Origin of the sequence: Streptomyces sp. NPDC018045 (genome assembly GCF_044327445.1) — a bacterium.
GTDB lineage: Bacteria > Actinomycetota > Actinomycetes > Streptomycetales > Streptomycetaceae > Streptomyces.
Genome location: NZ_JBIRFL010000011.1, coordinates 153,247 through 171,564, shown reverse-complemented (window position 1 = coordinate 171,564; position 18,318 = coordinate 153,247). Strand labels below are relative to the sequence as shown.

At 72.4% G+C, this 18,318-nt stretch carries 15 protein-coding genes; 2 read left to right on the top strand and 13 right to left on the bottom strand.

Going from position 1 to position 18,318, the window contains the following annotated elements:
- Positions 1-29: 29 nt before the first annotated feature.
- The 10 genes from narI to ACH4EB_RS24220 form a co-directional block, all read right to left on the bottom strand.
- On the bottom strand, positions 30-731 hold the full coding sequence (gene narI, locus ACH4EB_RS24265) for a respiratory nitrate reductase subunit gamma (protein ID WP_398349679.1): 702 nt from the start codon (positions 729-731) through the stop codon (positions 30-32).
- On the bottom strand, positions 728-1,342 hold the full coding sequence (narJ, locus tag ACH4EB_RS24260) for a nitrate reductase molybdenum cofactor assembly chaperone (RefSeq protein ID WP_398349678.1): 615 nt from the start codon (positions 1,340-1,342) through the stop codon (positions 728-730). Before narJ ends, narI begins: the two co-directional genes overlap by 4 nt.
- Positions 1,339-2,940 carry a nitrate reductase subunit beta gene (narH, locus tag ACH4EB_RS24255; RefSeq protein WP_398349676.1) on the bottom strand — a complete coding sequence of 534 codons (1,602 nt, stop codon included), beginning with the start codon at positions 2,938-2,940 and terminating at the stop codon, positions 1,339-1,341. The genes narJ and narH overlap by 4 nt, the downstream gene beginning before the upstream one ends.
- Positions 2,940-6,623 (bottom strand): nitrate reductase subunit alpha, encoded by a 3,684-nt coding sequence (locus ACH4EB_RS24250; protein WP_398349675.1) that lies wholly within the window; start codon positions 6,621-6,623, stop codon positions 2,940-2,942. Before ACH4EB_RS24250 ends, narH begins: the two co-directional genes overlap by 1 nt.
- 166 nt (positions 6,624-6,789) lie before the next feature.
- Complete coding sequence (locus tag ACH4EB_RS24245; RefSeq protein ID WP_398349673.1) at positions 6,790-7,443, bottom strand: hypothetical protein; 654 nt, start codon at positions 7,441-7,443, stop codon at positions 6,790-6,792.
- Between the two features lie 124 nt (positions 7,444-7,567).
- Positions 7,568-8,233 carry an acetoacetate decarboxylase family protein gene (locus tag ACH4EB_RS24240; RefSeq protein ID WP_398349672.1) on the bottom strand — a complete coding sequence of 222 codons (666 nt, stop codon included), beginning with the start codon at positions 8,231-8,233 and terminating at the stop codon, positions 7,568-7,570.
- Positions 8,234-8,446: 213 nt separating this feature from the next.
- Positions 8,447-9,547, bottom strand: a complete 1,101-nt coding sequence (locus tag ACH4EB_RS24235; RefSeq protein ID WP_398349670.1) for a PLP-dependent aminotransferase family protein — start codon at positions 9,545-9,547, stop codon at positions 8,447-8,449.
- Positions 9,548-9,630: 83 nt separating this feature from the next.
- On the bottom strand, positions 9,631-10,734 hold the full coding sequence (locus tag ACH4EB_RS24230; protein ID WP_398349668.1) for an alpha-hydroxy acid oxidase: 1,104 nt from the start codon (positions 10,732-10,734) through the stop codon (positions 9,631-9,633).
- A 159-nt stretch (positions 10,735-10,893) separates the two neighbouring features.
- A complete protein-coding gene (locus tag ACH4EB_RS24225) occupies positions 10,894-11,661 on the bottom strand; it encodes a TSUP family transporter (protein WP_398349666.1) in 768 nt (255 codons plus the stop codon).
- 122 nt (positions 11,662-11,783) lie between these two features.
- Entirely contained in the window at positions 11,784-12,773 is a 990-nt protein-coding gene (locus ACH4EB_RS24220; RefSeq protein ID WP_398349664.1) for a TauD/TfdA family dioxygenase, read from the bottom strand.
- 789 nt (positions 12,774-13,562) lie between these two features.
- Here ACH4EB_RS24220 and ACH4EB_RS24215 point away from each other — a divergent pair.
- On the top strand, positions 13,563-13,937 hold the full coding sequence (locus ACH4EB_RS24215) for an STAS domain-containing protein (RefSeq protein WP_398349662.1): 375 nt from the start codon (positions 13,563-13,565) through the stop codon (positions 13,935-13,937).
- 152 nt (positions 13,938-14,089) lie between these two features.
- The gene (locus tag ACH4EB_RS24210; RefSeq protein ID WP_398349660.1) at positions 14,090-15,067 is read left to right on the top strand and encodes a DUF5995 family protein; all 978 of its coding nucleotides are present in this window, start codon (positions 14,090-14,092) and stop codon (positions 15,065-15,067) included.
- On the opposite strand, the gene ACH4EB_RS24205 is transcribed toward ACH4EB_RS24210, so the two are convergent.
- Genes ACH4EB_RS24205 through ACH4EB_RS24195 form a run of 3 tightly spaced genes read right to left on the bottom strand, consistent with a single transcriptional unit; the run spans position 15,022 to position 18,161 of the window.
- Complete coding sequence (locus ACH4EB_RS24205; RefSeq protein ID WP_398349659.1) at positions 15,022-15,558, bottom strand: hypothetical protein; 537 nt, start codon at positions 15,556-15,558, stop codon at positions 15,022-15,024. The two genes, ACH4EB_RS24210 and ACH4EB_RS24205, sit on opposite strands and share 46 nt — an antisense overlap.
- Complete coding sequence (locus ACH4EB_RS24200; protein ID WP_398349658.1) at positions 15,539-16,849, bottom strand: phenylacetate--CoA ligase family protein; 1,311 nt, start codon at positions 16,847-16,849, stop codon at positions 15,539-15,541. Before ACH4EB_RS24200 ends, ACH4EB_RS24205 begins: the two co-directional genes overlap by 20 nt.
- A 46-nt stretch (positions 16,850-16,895) precedes the next feature.
- Entirely contained in the window at positions 16,896-18,161 is a 1,266-nt protein-coding gene (locus ACH4EB_RS24195; RefSeq protein WP_398349657.1) for an FAD-dependent oxidoreductase, read from the bottom strand.
- Positions 18,162-18,318: the final 157 nt, after the last annotated feature.

Genomic DNA, 18,318 nt, shown 5'->3' with positions numbered 1-18,318 from the left:
CGGTACGCCTCGGACAGGCGTCCGCCCCCTCACCGACGGACGCCGTGCCCCCGCGCCCCGCGCGACCGGTAGACGACGTAGGGGCGGAACAGGTAGCCGGCCGGCACGGTGAAGGCGTGCACGAGACGGCTGAAGGGCCACAGCGCGAACAGTGCCATGCCCAGCAGGGCGTGGAGCTGGTAGACCAGCGGCGCGTGCGCCATGGTCGGCACGTCCGGACTGAAGGTGAACAGGGACCGGAACCAGACCGCGACCCCCTGACGGTAGTCGTACGGATGGTCACTCGTGGTCGTGGCGGTGGCGGCCAGCCCGGCGACCAGGGTCGCGGCGAGCAGCGGGTACAGGACGCGGTCGGTACGCAGGCCGGCTGCGCGTACCGAGGGGACGCGCAGCCGCCGGTGGACCAGCACGGCCAGCCCCGCCGTGGTCACCAGCCCGGCGACGCCCCCGATCGCGAGGGCGTTGGCGTGGTAGAGCCACTCGTGGACATGGACGCGTTCGGTGAACGACTCGGGGATGAGCAGCCCGGTGAGATGGCCCGCGACGACGAAGAGCAGTCCGTAGTGGAACAGCGGTGAGCCGACGCGCAGCAGCGTGCTCTCGTGCAGTTGGCTGGAGCGGGTGGTGAAGCCGAAGCGGTCGTAGCGGTAGCGCCAGGCGGTGCCCGCGACGAGCAGGGTCGTGACGACATAGGGCAGTACGCCCCACAGCGCGGTGTGCAGGTGGTTCACCGGCGGGCTCCTCGGGGTCCGGAGCCGGGGAAGGAGTTCAGGCCCACGGTCTCCAGGGGCGGGGGCCCGGAACGGGCCAGCCGACGGGCGGCCGCCCGGTCGGCGGGGCGCGCCCCGGGCAGGGTGCGGCAGACGGCGTCGAGCACGTCGGCGTAGGGGCTGCGGTGGTCCTCCAGCGCCAGGCGCAGCAGTTCCAGCGCGGCCCGGTGCTCGTGCAGCAGACCGCGGCCGGCCGCCGGGACGCGGGCGGCGAACTCCAGCATCAGGGGAAGGTGGTCGGGCAGCTCGTCCGGGGCAGGCTGCCAGCCGTCGGCGCGGTAGCGCCCCTTGAGCCGGGCCAGAGCGGCGCCGCGCCGCCGGGTGTCGCCGTCGGTGTGGTACGTCAGGTACAGGGTGCGGCGGGGGCTGCGGTCGAAGGTGGCGACGTACCGCGCGGCGAGCGCCAGCGTGGGCACGTCCTGGACGCGGGCGCAGAACCGCAGCAGGCGAACGGCCGGTCCGCCCGACTCCGGCCGCAGCGCCGCGCGTACGCTCCGGTGCCGGGCGGGCCAGTCCAGCCCGGGGTAGGTCAGGAGCAGGGACGCGGCCTGGTGGACCAGCGGGGTGTTCACGACTCATCCCGCCGGCGGGGGAAGAGGCCGGCGGGGCGCCCGCGGCCGTTCCAGTTCAGCAGGTTCACCCGGTCCCGCAGCGAGGTGCCCGCGTGCTCGGCCCGTGGCGCCGCGGTGGGCGGGGCGTGGAAGCCTTCCGGGCCGCCCATGCCCGGTGCCCCCGCGCCCTCCAGGCTGCAACCGGTGTCCACGGCGCCGGGACCGGTCACGGTATAGCTCGTGGGGATGACGTAGCGCTCCTCGTACTTGGCCACGGCCAGCAGCCGGTACATGGCTTCCAGGGACGCGATGGTCATGCCCGCCGAGGCGGCGATCGCCGGGTCCGGCTCCTCGCCGAGATTGGCGCGCCGCATGTGCGCGCGCATCGCGGCCAGGCGGCACAGGGCGGCCTCCACCGGCGCCGTGTCGCCCGCCGTGAACAGGTGCGCCAGGTACTCCTGCGGGATGCGCAGCGCGTCGATGGCGGCGAACAGTTTGGCCGGATCCTCACCGTCGTGCCCGGTGGCGGTCAGCGACTCCACCACCGGCGACAGCGGGGGCACGTACCAGACCATGGGCATCGTGCGGTACTCCGGGTGCAGCGGCAGCGCCACCCGGTAGGTGCTGATCAGCGCGTACGCCGGGGAGTCGCGCGCGGCGGTGACCCAGTCGTGCGGGATGCCGGCGGCCTCCGCGGCGCGGGCGACCGCGGGGTCGAAGGGGTCGAGGAAGCAGGAGAGCTGGGCCTCGTACAGGTCCCGTTCGTCGGGTGCGGCGGCGGCCTCGCCGACCCGGTCGGCGTCGTAGAGGACGACGCCGAGGTAGCGCAGCCGTCCGACGCAGGTCTCGGAGCACACGGTGGGCTCGCCCGCCTCGATGCGCGGGTAGCACAGGGTGCATTTCTCGGCCTTGCCGGTCCGGTGGTTGAAGTAGACCTTCTTGTACGGGCAGCCGGTCACGCACATGCGCCAGCCGCGGCAGCGGTCCTGGTCGACGAGGACGATGCCGTCCTCGACGCGCTTGTAGAGAGCGCCGGACGGGCACACGGCCACGCAGGACGGGTTGAGGCAGTGCTCGCAGATGCGGGGCAGGTAGAACATGAACGCCTGCTCGTACTCCAGGCGCACCTTCTCGTTCATCTTCTTCAGCACGGGATCGTCGGCGAGCTGCGCGGGTCCGCCGCCGAGGTCGTCGTCCCAGTTGGGGCCCCAGGCGATGTCGATGGGGCGTCCGTCGGCCAGGGAGCGGGGCGGCGCGGTGGGTACGTCGTCGCCGAGCGGCGCGCTGATCAGGACATCGTAGTCGTACGTCCACGGCTGGTAGTACGCGTCCAGCGTGGGCAGTCGGGGGTTGGCGAACAGCCGGGCCAGGCGGCGGGCCCGGCCGCCGCTGCGCGGCACGAGCCGGCCGTGCTTGCGCTGCCAGCCGCCCTGCCAGACGTCCTGGTCCTCGTAGCCGCGGGGGTAGCCCTGGCCGGGCCGGGTCTCGACGTTGTTGAACCACACGTACTCGGTACCGGACCGGTTGGTCCAGGTCTGTTTGCAGGTGACCGAGCAGGTGTGGCAGCCGATGCACTTGTCGAGGTTCATGACCATCGCGATCTGCGCCATGACGCGCATCAGTAGCTGACCTCCTGGGAGCGGCGGCGGATGGTGGTGACCGCGTCGCGCTGATTGCCGGTGGGGCCGTAGTAGTTGGGGGCGAAGGAGAGCTGCGCATGGCCGCCGATGAGGTGGGTCGGTTTGATCAGCAGCCGGGTCAGCGCGTTGTGGACCCCGCCGCGCCGCCCGGTGGTCTGCGACAGCGGCACGTTCACCAGGCGTTCCTGCACGTGGTACATGAACACCGTGCCGGGCGGCATCCGGTGCGAGACGACCGCCCGGGCGACGACCACGCCGTTGGCGTTGACCGCCTCGATCCAGTCGTTGTCCGCCACGCCGACGGCCTCGGCGTCCGCCACGCCCATCCAGATCACCGGGCCGCCGCGGGCCAGGGTCTGCATCAGCGGGTTCTCCTGGAACTCGGAGTGGATCGACCACTTCGCGTGCGGCGTCACATACCGCACGGTCACCGACCGTTCGGCGGACGCCCCGGGGCGCGGCCGCTCGCCGAGCGCGGCCAGGTCCAGCGGCGGCCGGTAGACGGGGAGTTGTTCGCCGAACTCGGCGATCCACTCGTGGTCGAGGTAGAAGTGCTGGCGGCCGGTGAGGGTGTGCCAGGGCTTGCCGTGCTCGGTGTTGACGGTGAACGGCGCGTACCGGCGCTCCGGGCCTTCCTTGCCCGACCACTCGAAGCTCGCCGACACCTGCACCGGGCGCGCCTGGGTGTCGGAGAAGACGACGCGCCGCTCGGCGACCGAGGCGGCCAGTTCCTCCAGGCCGCGGCCCGTGCCGCAGCGCCCGGCGAGCGCGCGGAAGCCCTCGGCGGCCAGCCGGCCGTTGGTGGTGCCGGACAGGCCGAGGATCGCCTCGCACAGCTTCACGTCCGTGTCGAGCAGCGGCCGGCCGCGCGCCGTGCCGTCGGCCGCCGTACCGCAGCGCTTGGCGAGCCAGTCCGTCTCCGGACCGGCCCGGACGGTGATGCCTTTGACGGTCATGCCCTGCTCCCGCGGCAGCGGACCGAGGGCCGCCAGCCGGTCGGCGAGCGCGGTGTAGTCCCGCTCCACGAGCGTGTAGCGCGGCGCCGTCGGTCCCGGGGGCGGCGCCTCACCGGCCGCCGTGTCGTGCTGGAGGGCGGTGGCCACCAGGTCGCAGGCGCCGTCCAGGCGCCCGGCGGCCAGCCGGCTCACCTCCCGGGCGAGCCCGTGGAAGATCTCGAAGTCGGTACGGGCCTGCCAGGGCGGGCTGATCGCGGGCGAGAAGGCGTGCACGTACGGGTGCATGTCCGTGCTCGACAGGTCGTGCTTCTCGTACCAGGTCGCGGCCGGCAGCACGAGATCGGCGAACAAGGTGGTCGACGTCATACGGAAGTCCAGCGCCAGCAGCAGGTCGAGCTTGCCGCGCGGGGCCTCGTCCCGCCAGGTGACATCACGCGGCCGGTCCTCCGGCGGGGCTTCCGGCGCGCTCGCGTTGTCGTCGGCGCCCAGCAGATGGCGCAGGAAGTACTCGTTGCCCTTGGCCGAGGAACCGATCAGGTTGGCCCGCCACACCGTCAGCACGCGCGGCCAGTTGGCCGGCGCGTCCGGGTCCTCGCAGGCGAAGGAGAGCCGTCCGGCGGCCAGCTCCTCGGCGACCCACTGTCCGGGGTCCGCGCCGGCCCGCCGGACGCGCCGGCCGAGGTCCAGCGGGTTGGCGTCGAAGGTCGGGTACGACGGCATCCAGCCCCGGCGGGCCGAGCGGGCCACCAGGTCGGCGGTGTGCTGTCCGGCGAACAGGCCCCGGCCGGCCGGGGAGGCGAGCGCGTCGGCCGGGGCCCGGTCATGACGCCACTGGCCGGTGTGCAGATACCAGTACGGCGTACCGGCCATCTGCCGCGACGGGCGCACCCAGTCGGCGGCCGTGGACAGTTGCTGCCAGCCCGTGTAGGGCCGCACCTTCTCCTGGCCCACGTAGTGGGCCCAGCCGCCGCCGTTGACGCCCTGACACCCGGTGAGCAGCAGCAGGGACAGGAAGGACCGGTAGATCGTGTCCGAATGGAACCAGTGGTTGGTGCCCGCACCCATCACGATCATGCAGCGGCCCCGGGTCTGCTCCGCCGTACGCGCGAACTCCCGCGCCGCCCGCACCGCGGCCCGCGCGGGCACCGACGTGAGGGTCTCCTGCCACGCCGGGGTGCACGGGACGTCCGCGTCCTCGTACGCGCCGGGCCACTGGCCGCCCAGGCCTGCGCGGCCCACCCCGTACTGGGCCAGCAGCAGGTCGAAGACCGTGGTCACCAGCCGCCCGCCGACGCGCAGCGCCGGGACCTCCCGCTCCAGCGTCCCCCGCTCCTGGTCGAAGCGCGGCAGCACCACCCGCGCCGCGGCCGCGTCCGGCCGCCCGTACAGGCTCAGCCGCGGGTCGATCTCCCCCAGGTCCAGGTTCCAGCGCCCCGCGCCGCCCGCGCGCCAGCGGTCGCCCAGGGTCCCACGGGGTACGACCGGGGCACCGGTGCGCGCGTCGACGAGGACGGGCATCCACCGCCGGGCCTCGCCGGCGTCCGTGGCCAGTCCGGCGTCCTGCGCAGTCAGGAACCGCCCGGGCACCCGGACCGCCCCGCCCCGCGCGTCCGCCGTTCCGGCTCCGTGTTCTTCCAGCACGACGAGGAACGGCAGGTCGGTGAACCGCTTGACGTAGTCGGTGAAGTACGGCACCTGCCGGTCCACGAAGCACTCCCGCAGGATCACGTGCCCCATGGCCATCGCGAGCGCCCCGTCGGTGCCCGGATGCGGATGCAGCCATTCGTCGGCGAACTTGGTCGCGTCCGCGTAGTCGGGGGAGACCACCACGACCTTCTGGCCGCGGTAGCGGGCCTCGGCCATCCAGTGCGCGTCCGGTGTCCGGGTCACCGGCACGTTGGAGCCCCACAGCATGAGGTACGCCGCGTCCCACCAGTCGCCCGACTCCGGTACGTCGGTCTGGTCGCCGAAGACCTGCGGCGAGGCGATCGGCAGATCCGCGTACCAGTCGTAGAACGACAGCATCGGCGCGCCGATCAGCGACATGAACCGCGCGCCGACCGCGTGGGAGGCCATCGACATCGCCGGAATCGGCGAGAACCCCGCCACCCGGTCGGGCCCGTGGGCCGCGAGGGTGTGCACATGGGCGGCGGCCGCGATCTCCAGCGCCTCGTCCCAGCCGATGCGCACCAGCCCGCCCTTGCCGCGCGCCTGCTGGTAGCGCCGCCGCCGGTCCGGGTCCGCGGTGACCTCGGCCCAGGCCGCCACCGGGTCCCCGAGACGGTCCCGTGCCTCCCGGTACATCTCCACCAGCACCCCGCGCGCATACGGGTGGCGCACCCGGGTGGGCGAGTACGTGTACCAGGAAAAGGAAGCGCCGCGCGGGCACCCCCGGGGTTCGTACTCCGGACGGTCCGGGCCGGTCGTCGGATAGTCCGTCGCCTGTGTCTCCCAGGTGATGAGTCCGTCCTTGACGTACACCTGCCACGAACAGGATCCCGTGCAATTCACTCCGTGGGTGGAACGCACCACCCTGTCGTGTGCCCACCGCTCCCGGTAAGGCGCGTCCGCCACGTTCTGATCCGTACGGAAAACCGCCCGGCCGTCCTCCGAAACCGGCGCCCGGTGCAGCAGCCGGCCGGCCGCCAGGAGCCGCTCGGCCGCGTCCGCCGCGGCACGTTCCGCCTTCGCCCTGCCACGCCACATACGAGGGCTCCTTCTGAGGCCGGGTGGCGGACTCGCTCGGCACGCCACTTCACGAATCGACCTCAGATTCCTCCCGCCATGGGCGGCCCCGGCATCACTTTTACGCCAGTTGGCCAGGCTTGGGCATTATTTTTCCCACGCTTTGCCGCGATTGCCGCAGGGATAATCAGCGGCCCCCGGGGACCGCCCATCCCTCAGCCGCCCAGGGCCTCATGTCGCCGCTGTCCACGCTCGTCAGGTACCGCACCTGAGCAGGCCGCCGGTCCGCCGGCACCGCGTAGGTGACCTTGCCGCGCGTGCACTCGCCGGCGCTGACCTGCGTTTCCCCGGGGAACCGGGGCTGCGGGAAATCGTCCCGGACCGCTTCGGGCGGTGTGACGGCCGACCCGTCGGCAAAAAGGAGAGTGAAGTCGGTGTCGGCGGCGGCCACACTCCCGGATTCCGCGCACACCTCTACGTCCAAGGTGACCCACGCGGAGCCGTCCTTCTCCCCCTTCCCGGCCGCCGCCGCATTCCTGTCGGCGGGGGAGGCGCCGGCGGCCGACTGCCGATAGCTCAGAACCTTTGCCGTGCCGTGCCCGGAGGCGTCTTTGCGCTGCCATGCCAACGGGCGGCCCAACGGCAGAAGGCGGGGGGAGGATTCCGCGCCCGGCGGCGCGGCGGTGGTCTTCTTCGAAGGCGCGCCGTCGGCAGGCGGCGAAGGCGGGGCAGGGGAGCTGCAAGCGCCGAGTACGGCTGCGAGCAGCACGGGTAACAGCAGGCTGGTTCGGCGCATGATTCCTCCGGGAATGGCGGTCGGGGCGAAGAGCGTACCGGTCATCTTCACGCCCCGGCTTCCGGAAGGGAGGCCATCGGAGAACGGGCCGGCGGAATCGGCCGGACGCGTCGGTGGAATCGGCCGGACGAAAAGGGAAAGCCTGTCAGGGCAGCACGCCCGGGGTCGCTCAGCGGCCCGGCGGCGCCGGGTGGAGCCGGGGGGCGGGCATGAGCATGGTGAACGACGCCGCGCTGACACCGATGCGGGCACCGCTACGGCGGAGCGCCGGCAGCCTCGCGGGCCACTCCTCCACCCGTACCGAAGCGGCCCCCGGGCGGGCCGTGACCCGTGCGGTGAGAACCGTCCGCGCTCCGTCGAGGGTCCCGAAGCCGGTCATCGGGAGGGGGAGCCGGGGGAGCGACGGGCCCTTGGCCGACAGGCGCAGGGCGGCGACGAGCCCCTGAGCGTCGGTCACGCGGACCCGCGGCCCGTCCCAGCGGAACTCCGCCAGGTCTTTGGGCACACCCCAGATCCGGCGGCCGCCCCGCAGCGACCGTTCGTCGTCGACCCAGATCCAGTGCACGTACACACCGATCCGCCGCCCGCGGCGGGCGGCCGTACCGACGATCAGCTCGTCGTAGCCGAGGGTCCCCTCGCGGTACCGGATCACGAACACGGCCAGGGAACGGCGCGTCAGGGGAGAGAGGTCCGGGGGAGGAGCCGGGGCCGACTCTGCGGCGAACAGACCGCCCCACAGGTCGCCTTTCAGGTGCCAGGGCGGTGGTGGGTACGGGCCCGGCACCGCGCCGGAATCGGTCGCCGTCAGTCTGGCCTCCTCCCGGGTCGTCCGCACGCTCCCCCTCTCCCCCCGCCCGGGAGGGGGAGGCCGGGTTCCCGGCCGACCGGCACGGGGCCGCTCGATGGACGTTCGTGGTCCGCCGGATACCCGTACCGATCATCCGCAAACACGTACGTTCCGCACGGTCGTCGTCCCGCCGCGCGGGGCCAGGGGTACGCGGCCCCCTTCGACGGGACGGCGTCCGTGCCGGGGACGGGGCGCGCAGGCTCAGCCCTTGGACGCCACCGCCGCCAGCCGTTCGACCCCGGCGGCGAACTCGTCCGGCTCGAAGGACTGGAACGGCAGCCGCAGGAAGACCGTGCCCTCCGGCGGCGCCGCGTCACCCGGGTAGAAGCCGGAGCCCCGGGTCAGCTTCAGGCCCTCGGCCGCCGCTGCCTTCAAAAACGTGCCCTCGTCGGTGGCGACGGGCAGGTGCACGCTCACGTAGTAGCCGCCGTTCGGTACGGCGAGAAGCGCCTCCTCACCCAGCAGTTCGCGTACGGCCCGGACCGCACCGTCGTGCCGGGGCCCGAGCAGCTCGCGGATCCCTGCCACGTTCTCCTGGGCCAGACCCGCGTCCAGGGCCTGCGCGGCGACCGCCTGGAGCAGCGGGGCGGGGGAGAGGTAGGTGCCCTCGGCGAGCGCGGCCAGGGCGCCGAGCGTGGTGGGCTCGCCGATGACGTAGCCCACGCGCAGCCCGGGGCTGAGGATCTTGCTCAGCGATCCCATCGTGAGGACCCGCCCGGTGGGCGCCAGCTCGAAGAAGCCGGTGGGGGCCTGGCCGCCGTACCGCAGCTCCCGGTACGGGATGTCCTCCAGGATGAGGAAGTCGTGGGTCTCGGCGAGCTGCACGAGGCGGCGGCGCTTGGCCTCGCTCATGGTGACGCCGCTCGGGTTCTGGAAGTCCGGGATGACGTAGACGAGCGCGGGGACGCGGGTCGCCAGGCGGGCTTCGAGGGCGTCCAGGTCGAGGCCGTCGTGCCGGAGGGTGATGCCGCCGACCCGCCCGCCGTGCCGCTCGAAGATCTGTGCCGCGCGGTCGTAGGTGGGGGCCTCCACGTACACGTCCTTGCGGTCGCCCGCCAGGAGCCGCGCGGCGAGCAGGTCCAGCGCCTGGAGGGAACCGTTGGTGACGAAAATCTGGTCGGCGCCGACCGAGTGGAAGGCCGCGATCTGCTCCCGCAGCGCCGCGTCCCCCGTGTGGTTGCCGATCGGCGCGTACTGGAACAACCGGTCCTCGCCGGCCCGCAGGACGGCGGCGGTGTGCTCGGCGAGCTGCCGCGAGGGGATCGCTTCCTGCGGGGGGATGCCGCGCGAGAAGTGGAACATGTGTGGGTCTCCGTTCTCGGAAAGTCGTCATGCGGGTACGACGTGCGGTACAGGCGCCGCGCGGGTCGCGCTGCGCGGGCCTCTCAGGCCACCCCGGCCCCGGGTCCCGTCCCGGCCCGGGCCACGAAGTGCGGCCCCAGCTCGTCGACATCGGCCGCGCCCAGTTGCCGGAGGGTGTCCTCGATCTCCCGGCGCAGGAGCCGCAGCACCGCTTCGACTCCTGCGCGCCCGGCGACGCCGAGACCCCACAGGTACGGGCGCCCCAGGCAGACCGCGTCGGCGCCGAGGGCCAGCGCCTTGACGACGTGGACGCCGGAGCGGACACCGCCGTCCATCAGTACGGCGCACCGGCCGGCCACCTCGGCCACGATCTCGCTCAGCGCGACCACACTGGGGACGGCCCCGTCCAACTGCCGCCCGCCGTGGTTGGAGACGACGACCCCGTCCACCCCGCTGTCCAGGCAGCGCCGCGCGTCGTCGGCCCGCAGCACGCCCTTGACCAGGAGGGGGAGCCGGGTCCGTGCCCGGATCCACCGCAGGTCGTCCCAGCTCAGCGGCAGCCGGTCGATGCGGGCGCCGGCCGGCACCTGGCCCTCCAGGATGCCGAGCGCGCGCAGCGTCCCGAAGTCCACGTGCCCGGGGGTGGCGAAACCGGCGCGCTGGGCACGCACCCGCAGCGCGGCGTGACTGGCGTCCACCGTGACCACGAGGGCCGATGCTCCGGCGGTCTCGGCCATGTCGATCGTCGCGGCGATGTCGTCGCGCGACCGGTAGGCGTAGAGCTGGAACCAACTGGCCCCGGCCGACGACTTGGCGATCTCCGGGAAGGGCACGTGGCTGTCCGTGCTGACCACGGGCACGACTCCGGCCGCCTCGGCGGCGAGGGAGGTGGCGATCTCCGCGTCCTCGTGCAGCAGCCGCTGCGGGCTCGTCGGCGCGAGCAGGACGGGCATCGCCATCCGATGCCCGAGGACGGTCACTTCCGTACGGGGTTCGGTCGCCGTGCTGGCGAGGACCCGGGGTCTGAGCCAGATGTCGTCGAACGCCGCGATGTTGGCGCGGACGGTGCGATCGGTCCCAGCACCGCCGGCGACGTACGCGCGGCAGCCCTGGTCGAGCACCGCGTCGCTGGCGGCCTCGAAGTCCGGCAGGGTCAGGAGTTCTTCGAGATTCCGTACGGTTTCCATGGTGGCCTCCGGTCTCTCGTTGCGTGGGTGTGGATGTGTTCTGGGGTGGTTCCCGTCAGGTGCTGGAGGTGCTGGAGGTGCTGTACGTACCGGACCTGCTGGACATAAGGGCCGAGCCGGGCAGGCCCCGCAGAAAGGCGCCGGCTCGCCGCCCTGGCCTCAGGCGAACTGGTCGAACGCCATCTTCGTCACCATGCCGATCACCACGAGCACCAGCACGGTACGGACGAATCCGGACCCCTTCTTCAGGGCCATGCGCGAACCGATCAGCGCGCCGGTCACATTGCCCACGGCCATACCGAGCCCCAGCGCCCACAGCACGTTCCCCTGGAGCGCGAAGACCAGCAGGGCACCGAGGTTGGACGAGGCGTTGATCACCTTCGACATCGCCGCGCTCTCCAGGAACTGCGTGGCGAGCAGGGTGGTGAAGGAGATGATGAGGAAGGTGCCCACGCCGGGCCCGAAGAGCCCGTCGTAGAAGCCGACCACACAGCCGCCGAGGAGTACGGCGACGACGCGTCGCCGCCGGGTCACCTCACGGGCGAGCGGCTGGGTGCCGAAGTTCGGCCGCAGCGCCACGAACAGCGCGACCGAGATCAGCAGGACCATGATGACCGGGCGGAAGTATGCCGTGGGGACGGTCGCCGCCGACAGGGCGCCGAGCGCGCCGGCCGGCACCGCGCAGGCGGCGGCCGGTACGAGGATCTTCCGGTCCAGGGCCGTGCGCCGCGCGTACATGGCGGCGGCGGTCGCCGTGCCGGTGATCGCGGCGATCTTGTTGGTGCCCAGGGCGGTCGCCGGCGGCAGGTGCGGAAAGCTGAGCAGCAGGACGGGGATGAGCAGCACCCCGCCCCCGCCGACCACCGCGTCCACCCACCCGGCGGCCACCGCGGCGGTGAGCAGCCCTATGACATCTATGAAATCCAAGGTATTCCGGTCCTCAGTGCAAGGGCGCGCAGTGCTGGGCGACTGCACGGGCAGGGCGAATCCAGGAGTGGTCGAGCGCGGGGGCGGTCCCGCCCGGCGGGGTGCCGCGCTCGGCCGGCGGCTCAGAGCACTCCCTGGATGTCCTCCATCGGCGGGATGACGCGCTGACGGGGCATCATGTGCTGCGTCCAGCCGAGGATGGAGCGTACGGAGTAGCAGCGGCGCAGCCAGCGGTCCCGGCCGTCGTACCGGGGGACGAACGCGCTGCGGCCGTGCGCCGCCACGTGGTTGTCGACCACGACGAGGTCACCGGGCTCCAGTACGACGTCATGGCAGACCGTCTCCAGGGCCTCGGAGAGCGCCTTCAGCGCCGCGGTCGCCTCGGCGTCGGCGGCGTGGGTGGTGTGCGAGTTGAAGCGCATGAACGGCCGGTCGTACGGCCCGAAGACGGCGGGGTGCGGGCCGGAGCGAGGCACCGGCCCGGTCCTGCCCCGGGTGAAGGACGCAGGGTAGGAGCTGTGGAACTGCGGGGTGCGCAGGATCGCCACCTGCTCCTCGGTCAGGTGCCGGACGGCCTCGCGCACCGAGGCGACGCGGGTGGCCGCGATGCCCTCGTGGTCCTGGCGCAGGCACAGCAGGCCCAGGTGGTCGGGGCGCAGCGGGTGGTGGACGTTCTCGGTGTGGAAGTCGAAGGCCACCGATCCGCTGTTCTCGATGCGCTGTTCCTCACCGGGTACGGCGTGCACGTCGTGGATGAGCGCTCCGGCCTTCTCGTCCTGGTAGCCGACGAGCGAACCGAGCAGATCCGCCACCAGCGTCAGGGTGCCGTCGGTGGGGTGGCCCTGGAGGGCGCCGGAGTGGTGGACGGTGGGGGTGTCGGGCAGGTCGCCGATGGTGAGCCCGCGCAGCAGCAGGAAGCCCGAGTCGGCGCCGCTCTCCGCGAATTCGAGTAACGCGGTGCGCACGGATTTCGGCAGATCGAGAAGTAGACCGGAAAGCGCCAGTGCAGATGCCTCCGAGGCGCCGGCGGCGAGCCGGGAGAGCTGCCAGAGCTTGTGTGTTTCGGCCTCGGACAGGCGGTAGGTCCGCTGTTCGGCGAGTGCGGGGGTCACCGTGTCTCCTTGTTCTTGATTGCTGTGTTCGAGTTGCCCTTTCAGGCCGCGAGAGGGCGCGAACCTGGTCGGCAAACGTCAGAAGACATGCGCACGTGCAAATGGTGAGCGGCTGGTGTTCCGCTCACTATGAGCCGAAAGGAGAGGTTGGGCCGGAATTTGCCGGTAACAGTAGAGACCGCATTTCCGGACTGTCAACGAAAGGTTCCGGTCAACGGGAAACGCCGCCAGGCCGGTGCCGGCCGCGGGCACTTGCCCGTACATGGCATGGTTGGGAAGGTACGCCGGTTTTGTTCGACGAAGAGGCTGTAGAGGACATGTGAGGATCCTGTGATGGCGTCGGATCTGCGGCGAGTGCCCCCGGCGGGGCGTCACGCACCCCCGTCTCACCCACTGGACACCCTCGACGCGGCCGAGTTGCGGCCCCTGGTTCACGCCACCACGAGCACCCCCTTTTCGGTCATCGCGTGAACAACCGGCCATCCAGGATGACCAAAATGAGGCTCTGACAACCTCCCGGCACGGACCGGCCGGCCACGGCCCGCGACCGGGTCGGCGTTATGCTCGGCGGCGAGGGGCTGATCGGCTTCCACGCCGCCCGCACCGGCCAATCCGGCCCGACGGCCGTCGTGGCCAAGCCGCCGCCGCTCTCCTCGAACCCTGCCCCAGGGCGCCGGCGACGCCGTCGTACCGCCGGCCCGGTCCGCTCCGGCGGCCGGTGCCGTCGTGGACGGCGGCCCGCCCACGCCCCACCCACCGCCCCTCCGGGCAGACGCCGGAGTACCGACCGTGAACGACACCTTCCGCCTGACCACCCGGCGTACCGACGGCGACCTCGCCCTGGCCGCCCTCGCCGGCGACCTGGACCTGACCACCGCCCCCGCCCTGCGCGCCGCGGCCCTGGACCTCATCGGACGAGGCCACCGCCACCTGGTCCTGGACATGGCCGCCGTCTCCTTCTGCGACTCCTCCGGCTTCAACGCCCTGGTGGGGATCTGGCGCTGCGCGAAGGAGGCCGACGGCACCCTCGGCCTGGCCGCCGTCTCCGGCCGGCTCGCCCGGCTGCTGAAGATCACCGGCCTCGACGTCCTGCTGCCGGCCTATCCCACGACGGCCGAAGCCCTCGCCGCACCCCGGCGCGGAGACGAAGCGGCCACCCCGTGAGCCGCCCCCGCCCCCGTCCTTGACCGCGACCGCCCCGCCCTCGACCCGCCCCCGTCGACCCGGTCGGCGGGGGTTCGCCGTGACCTTCGTCGCGTCGGTTCGTTCGGTGGACGGGAGAGCTGTATCGGGCGGCGACAAGGAGGCGGGGGAATATGGCCCGTACGCGTGGCGCATTCTTCAAGGTGTCCACGGTGGCAGTGGCAGGGGCGGCCCTTCTGACCGGCGGGCCGGCGCTCGCGGCACCACCACCGCGCGACGAGGTCCGGCGCCTTTCCTGCGACGGGCCGGTGGTCGGATGCGTCCAGGAAGCACGCCGGACCCTGACCCGGGTACGCGACGAACTGGGCTGCGATCATCGGGCCCCCTTTCCCGTGATCTACGTCCATCTCGAACGGGCCCTGGAAACGGCCGCCGCGAAACCGGGCTCCTTCGACGAACCGGACTGGCTGGCCGGAGACCTCAACACCGGATTCGTCAATCTGTATTTGGACGCCTATCACGCGGACCGAAAAGGGCGAGCGCTTCCGCAGGCGTGGAAAACGGCTTTCGGAGCCGCGCGTACGGGTGATGTGAACGCGGGCCAGGACGTACTGCTCGGCGCCAACGCGCATATCCAGCGGGACATGCCCTATGTGCTGGCCTCCCTCGGTCTCACCCGCCCAGGAGGCGCGTCACGGAAAGCCGACTACAACCGTTTCCAGGCGGTTCTGGACCGCGCGTACGCGCCCGCCGTCCAGGAGATCGCCCGCCGTTTCGACCCGGTCATGGGCCTGGCCGACGCGCGGTGGAATCCCCTCGCCGGTTACACCGCCGGACGGCTTTTCCGTATGTGGCGGGAACAGGCGTGGGCGCACGCACAGCAACTCGCCGCGGCCAAGACTCCCGCCGCTCGGAACGCCGCCGAACGGCGGATCGAGACGAACGCGGCCCACTGGGCGTCGCTGCTGAACACCGTCCACGTCCCCGGATATCGCGCGATGCGTGACACGTATTGCCGGACGCATCAGCGCGGCGTCACCGAGACCCCCGCCCTCGTATCGGCGTCACGCACCGCCGAAATGGCGCGCGAGATTCCTCCCCATGGTCATGCGATCCCCACGACCGCCGGGTTGAACCGCTCGGCGACGTAGACCGGATACCGGCCCGGGCTCCGGATCACGTACTCCTTGAAGGCGCACCGGCCGAAGCACGGCGCCTCGGGTGCGTGCGCGACGCCGTACCGCAGCAGTTCACGGTGGAGCGCGCGGCGTTCCTCGCGCAACCGCACACCGAGCGGCGTCGGGTCCTCCGGCGGCGGAAGCTGGCCGGTCGCCGCCACCGCGGAGACGACCCGGTTGCGGCTGACCGGCCGGCCTCCGGGGTCGACCAGTTCGGAGAGCCGCTCCAGGAGCCGGGGCAGCCGCTCGGCCGCGAGGGCCCGGCGGATCGCGGGCGGCACCGCCGCCGTGGGCACCACCCGCTGCTCGACGACGCGCACCCGCAGCGGCACGTCGAGCAGCGCTTCCAGCATGACCGTCGTCGCGCCGTCCCCGGTCAGGAGGATGCGGGTGGCGGACGGGAGCGCGGCCAGGCCGTGCCCGGCGGCGGGAGCGGGGGCGGCGTCAGTAGTAGAGGAGACCACGGGACCAGTCCTCGTCGGGGCCGAACAGGCTGCGGGGTTTGAGTACGTCGCCCGGCGCGGACAGCACTTCGCAGGGCATCAGCGTGCCCGGCGGCACCACCGTCACCGCGCAGTCCACGCCCAGCTCGGCCCGTACGGCGCCGGACAGCTCGGCGCGGGTGTCCGCCGCGTACGCGTCCTCGGCCTCCACCTCGACGACGAGCCGTCGCGCTTCGGCGCGCGCCCGCCAGAACAGCACGCCGTACGCGGCGGGCAGCCGGAACACCAGCTCCTCCACCTGGACCTGGGAGACGCGGCGCCCGGCGACCGCGAACGCCTGTGACGCGCGGCCCGCGAGCCGGATGACGGGCAGCCAGTTACCGCAGGCGCACGGCTCGTGGCTCAGGTGGACGTGATCCTCCAGGTTGTACCGGAGCAGCGGCATGGCCTCGCGGTACAGCGGGGTGATGACGAGGTCGCCGGTGCCGTCCGGGGTGATCTCCCCGGTGGCCGGGTCGAGGATTTCGGGTACGACGCGGTCGGCGTAGAAGTGCCGTCGGCCGAAGCGGCACGCGGAGGCGAGCGGCCCGACCTCGGTGGCGCCGTAGTCCTCGATCACGGACGCGCCCCACAGTTCGCCCAGCCGCTCGCGGCGCGCTTCGCTCAGCGGCTCGCCGCAGACCAGGAGGGCGCGCAGGCGCGGGAAGTCGGCGCGGGGGTCCAGCCCCGCGGCGCGGGCCGCCGCGGCCCAGATCAGCGGCTCGGTGGGGTTGGACCAGGTGAGGGTGACACCGAGGTCGTGCAGCAGCCGGACCACGCGTGCGTACGGGGTGGCGAAGCTGCGGCTGTCCGCGGGCACCACGGTCGCGCCCTTCGCGCGGGCGCCGAAGTGTCCGATGTGCCCCGCGAGCACCATGGCGTACGGGATGCGCACCAGCAGGGTGTCGGCGGCGCCGATGCCGGCCGGCATCCGGTTGAAGCGCTCCCCGATGTCCACCCAGTCGTCCTCGGTGCAGAACGAGGACGTCGCCCGGCCCGAACTCCCGCTGGACTCGTGGTAGGTGGCGACCCGCTCCCTCGGCACCGCCAGCATGCCGAACGGGTAGGCGGCGCGCAGGTCGTCCTTGGTGGTCACCGGCACGTCGGCGAGGCCGCCGGGCATCGTCCCGCCCTCCTGGAGACGGAACCTGTCGCGGTAGAAGGGGGAGTTCGCGGCCTGGCGCAGGGTCGTGCCGATACGTTCCCGCTGGAGCGCGTGCAGCTCCTCGAAGCCGCTCCACTTCCGGGGTGTGGCCGGTCGCGTCAGTGTCATGGTGCTGTCTGCCTCTCCTGTGGTCCTCAGTGGTGGCCCGCTGCCGTCACGCCGGGGCCCGGACGGTGCCGGGGGCCCGCCCTTCGCCACCGTGCCGACGGCCGGCGGACCGGTCGTCGTCCAGCAGCGAGACGGGCATGACCGAGCGGAGTGCGGTGGCCCTGGAGCGCCGCAGCTCCTCGTCGGACGCCAGCCGGCGGAGCGGGACGAGCGCCTCGGCGAGCCGCGCGGGGTCGCGGGCGTCGAAGACGAGGCGCTTCAAGTCGGTCGCGATGGGTGAGAAGCATGTGCGGAACGCCGTACGGCTGACGTGCGCGTAGCGGTCCAGCACGTCCTCATCGCACCGCCCGAGGAGAACGGCGGCCAGCGCCTCGCCCAGCGGGAAGGCGTCGTGCAGTCCGGCTGTCAGCCCCATGCCGCCGGTCGGGTTGGTGACATGGGCCGCGTCGCCCGCCAGCAGGACCCGGCCCACCCGGAACCGTTCGGCGGTCCGCTGGTGCGCGCGGTACGGGGCGTACGCGACCAGCGCGGCGTTCCGTGGCCCGGGGAGCGTGCGCGCGAAGAAGGCTTCCAGTCGTTGTGGCAGCGTTTCTTCCGGGAGGGAGGCGTCCTCCGTCCAGGCCACCCGCCACAGGTTTCCCGAGTCGATCCGTACGACGATCGCCCCGTCGTCCGGATCGATGAGGAAATTCGCGTCGGCGTAACCGTGCGCCGCGAAGTCGTACCGGATATCCGTGGCGACGAAGCGTTCCGGCCAGGTGAATCCCTCGAAATCCACCCCGAGCGCATTCCGTACGGTGCTGCGGGCGCCGTCCGCGCCGACGGCCCAGCGTGCTTCGAGCCGTCCGTGGGTTCCCTCGTGCGTGTAGTCGATACGGACCGTTGCGCCGTTCTGGCGCACCGCGTCGACCGCGCAGCCGAACCTCACCCGGGCGTCCGGAAAACGCAGCAACTCTTCGAGAAGAATGCCGCTGAGGACATCCTGACGCAGGATCAGGTTGTGTGCGGGGGCGGTGTCCGTACGGGAATCCGGTAGGGGATGGTGAATGCGCTCGCCCGTGCGGCGCACCGCGAAGTCCCGTCCGCGCAGCGGGATTCCCGCGCGCACCATGGCGTCGAGCACCTTGAGCCGCGCGAAACCCTCCAGCGTGTGACCCTGGTGGACCAGGGCGCGGGCGGACGGGGCGATGTCCGGAGCGCTTTCCAGGACGGTGACACCGACACCCGCCATCGCCAGTCCGAGGGCGGTGGTGAGACCGACCGGCCCCGCCCCCACGACGCAGACGTCCGGACTTCTCGACCCGGATGACATGGGCATTCCTCCTGCCGTGCCGTACCGTTCCGCGGCACGGGAGATCGGTGTGGGCATGAAGACGGCTGCCGTGCATCGGGAATGCGCCGACTCGGCGCACGCTCCGGGGAAGGTGGAATTTCCCGCGCGGCACAGCAGCGAGAGGATCGAAAAACAC

Coding starts and splice junctions, on each gene's coding strand:
- narH (WP_398349676.1), bottom strand. CDS start 2,940: ATGCGCGTCATGGCGCAGATCGCGATGGTCATGAACCTCGACAAGTGC.
- ACH4EB_RS24250 (WP_398349675.1), bottom strand. CDS start 6,623: ATGTGGCGTGGCAGGGCGAAGGCGGAACGTGCCGCGGCGGACGCGGCC.
- ACH4EB_RS24245 (WP_398349673.1), bottom strand. CDS start 7,443: ATGACCGGTACGCTCTTCGCCCCGACCGCCATTCCCGGAGGAATCATG.
- ACH4EB_RS24235 (WP_398349670.1), bottom strand. CDS start 9,547: ATGTTCCACTTCTCGCGCGGCATCCCCCCGCAGGAAGCGATCCCCTCG.
- ACH4EB_RS24230 (WP_398349668.1), bottom strand. CDS start 10,734: ATGGAAACCGTACGGAATCTCGAAGAACTCCTGACCCTGCCGGACTTC.
- ACH4EB_RS24210 (WP_398349660.1), top strand. CDS start 14,090: ATGGCCCGTACGCGTGGCGCATTCTTCAAGGTGTCCACGGTGGCAGTG.
- ACH4EB_RS24200 (WP_398349658.1), bottom strand. CDS start 16,849: ATGACACTGACGCGACCGGCCACACCCCGGAAGTGGAGCGGCTTCGAG.
- ACH4EB_RS24195 (WP_398349657.1), bottom strand. CDS start 18,161: ATGTCATCCGGGTCGAGAAGTCCGGACGTCTGCGTCGTGGGGGCGGGG.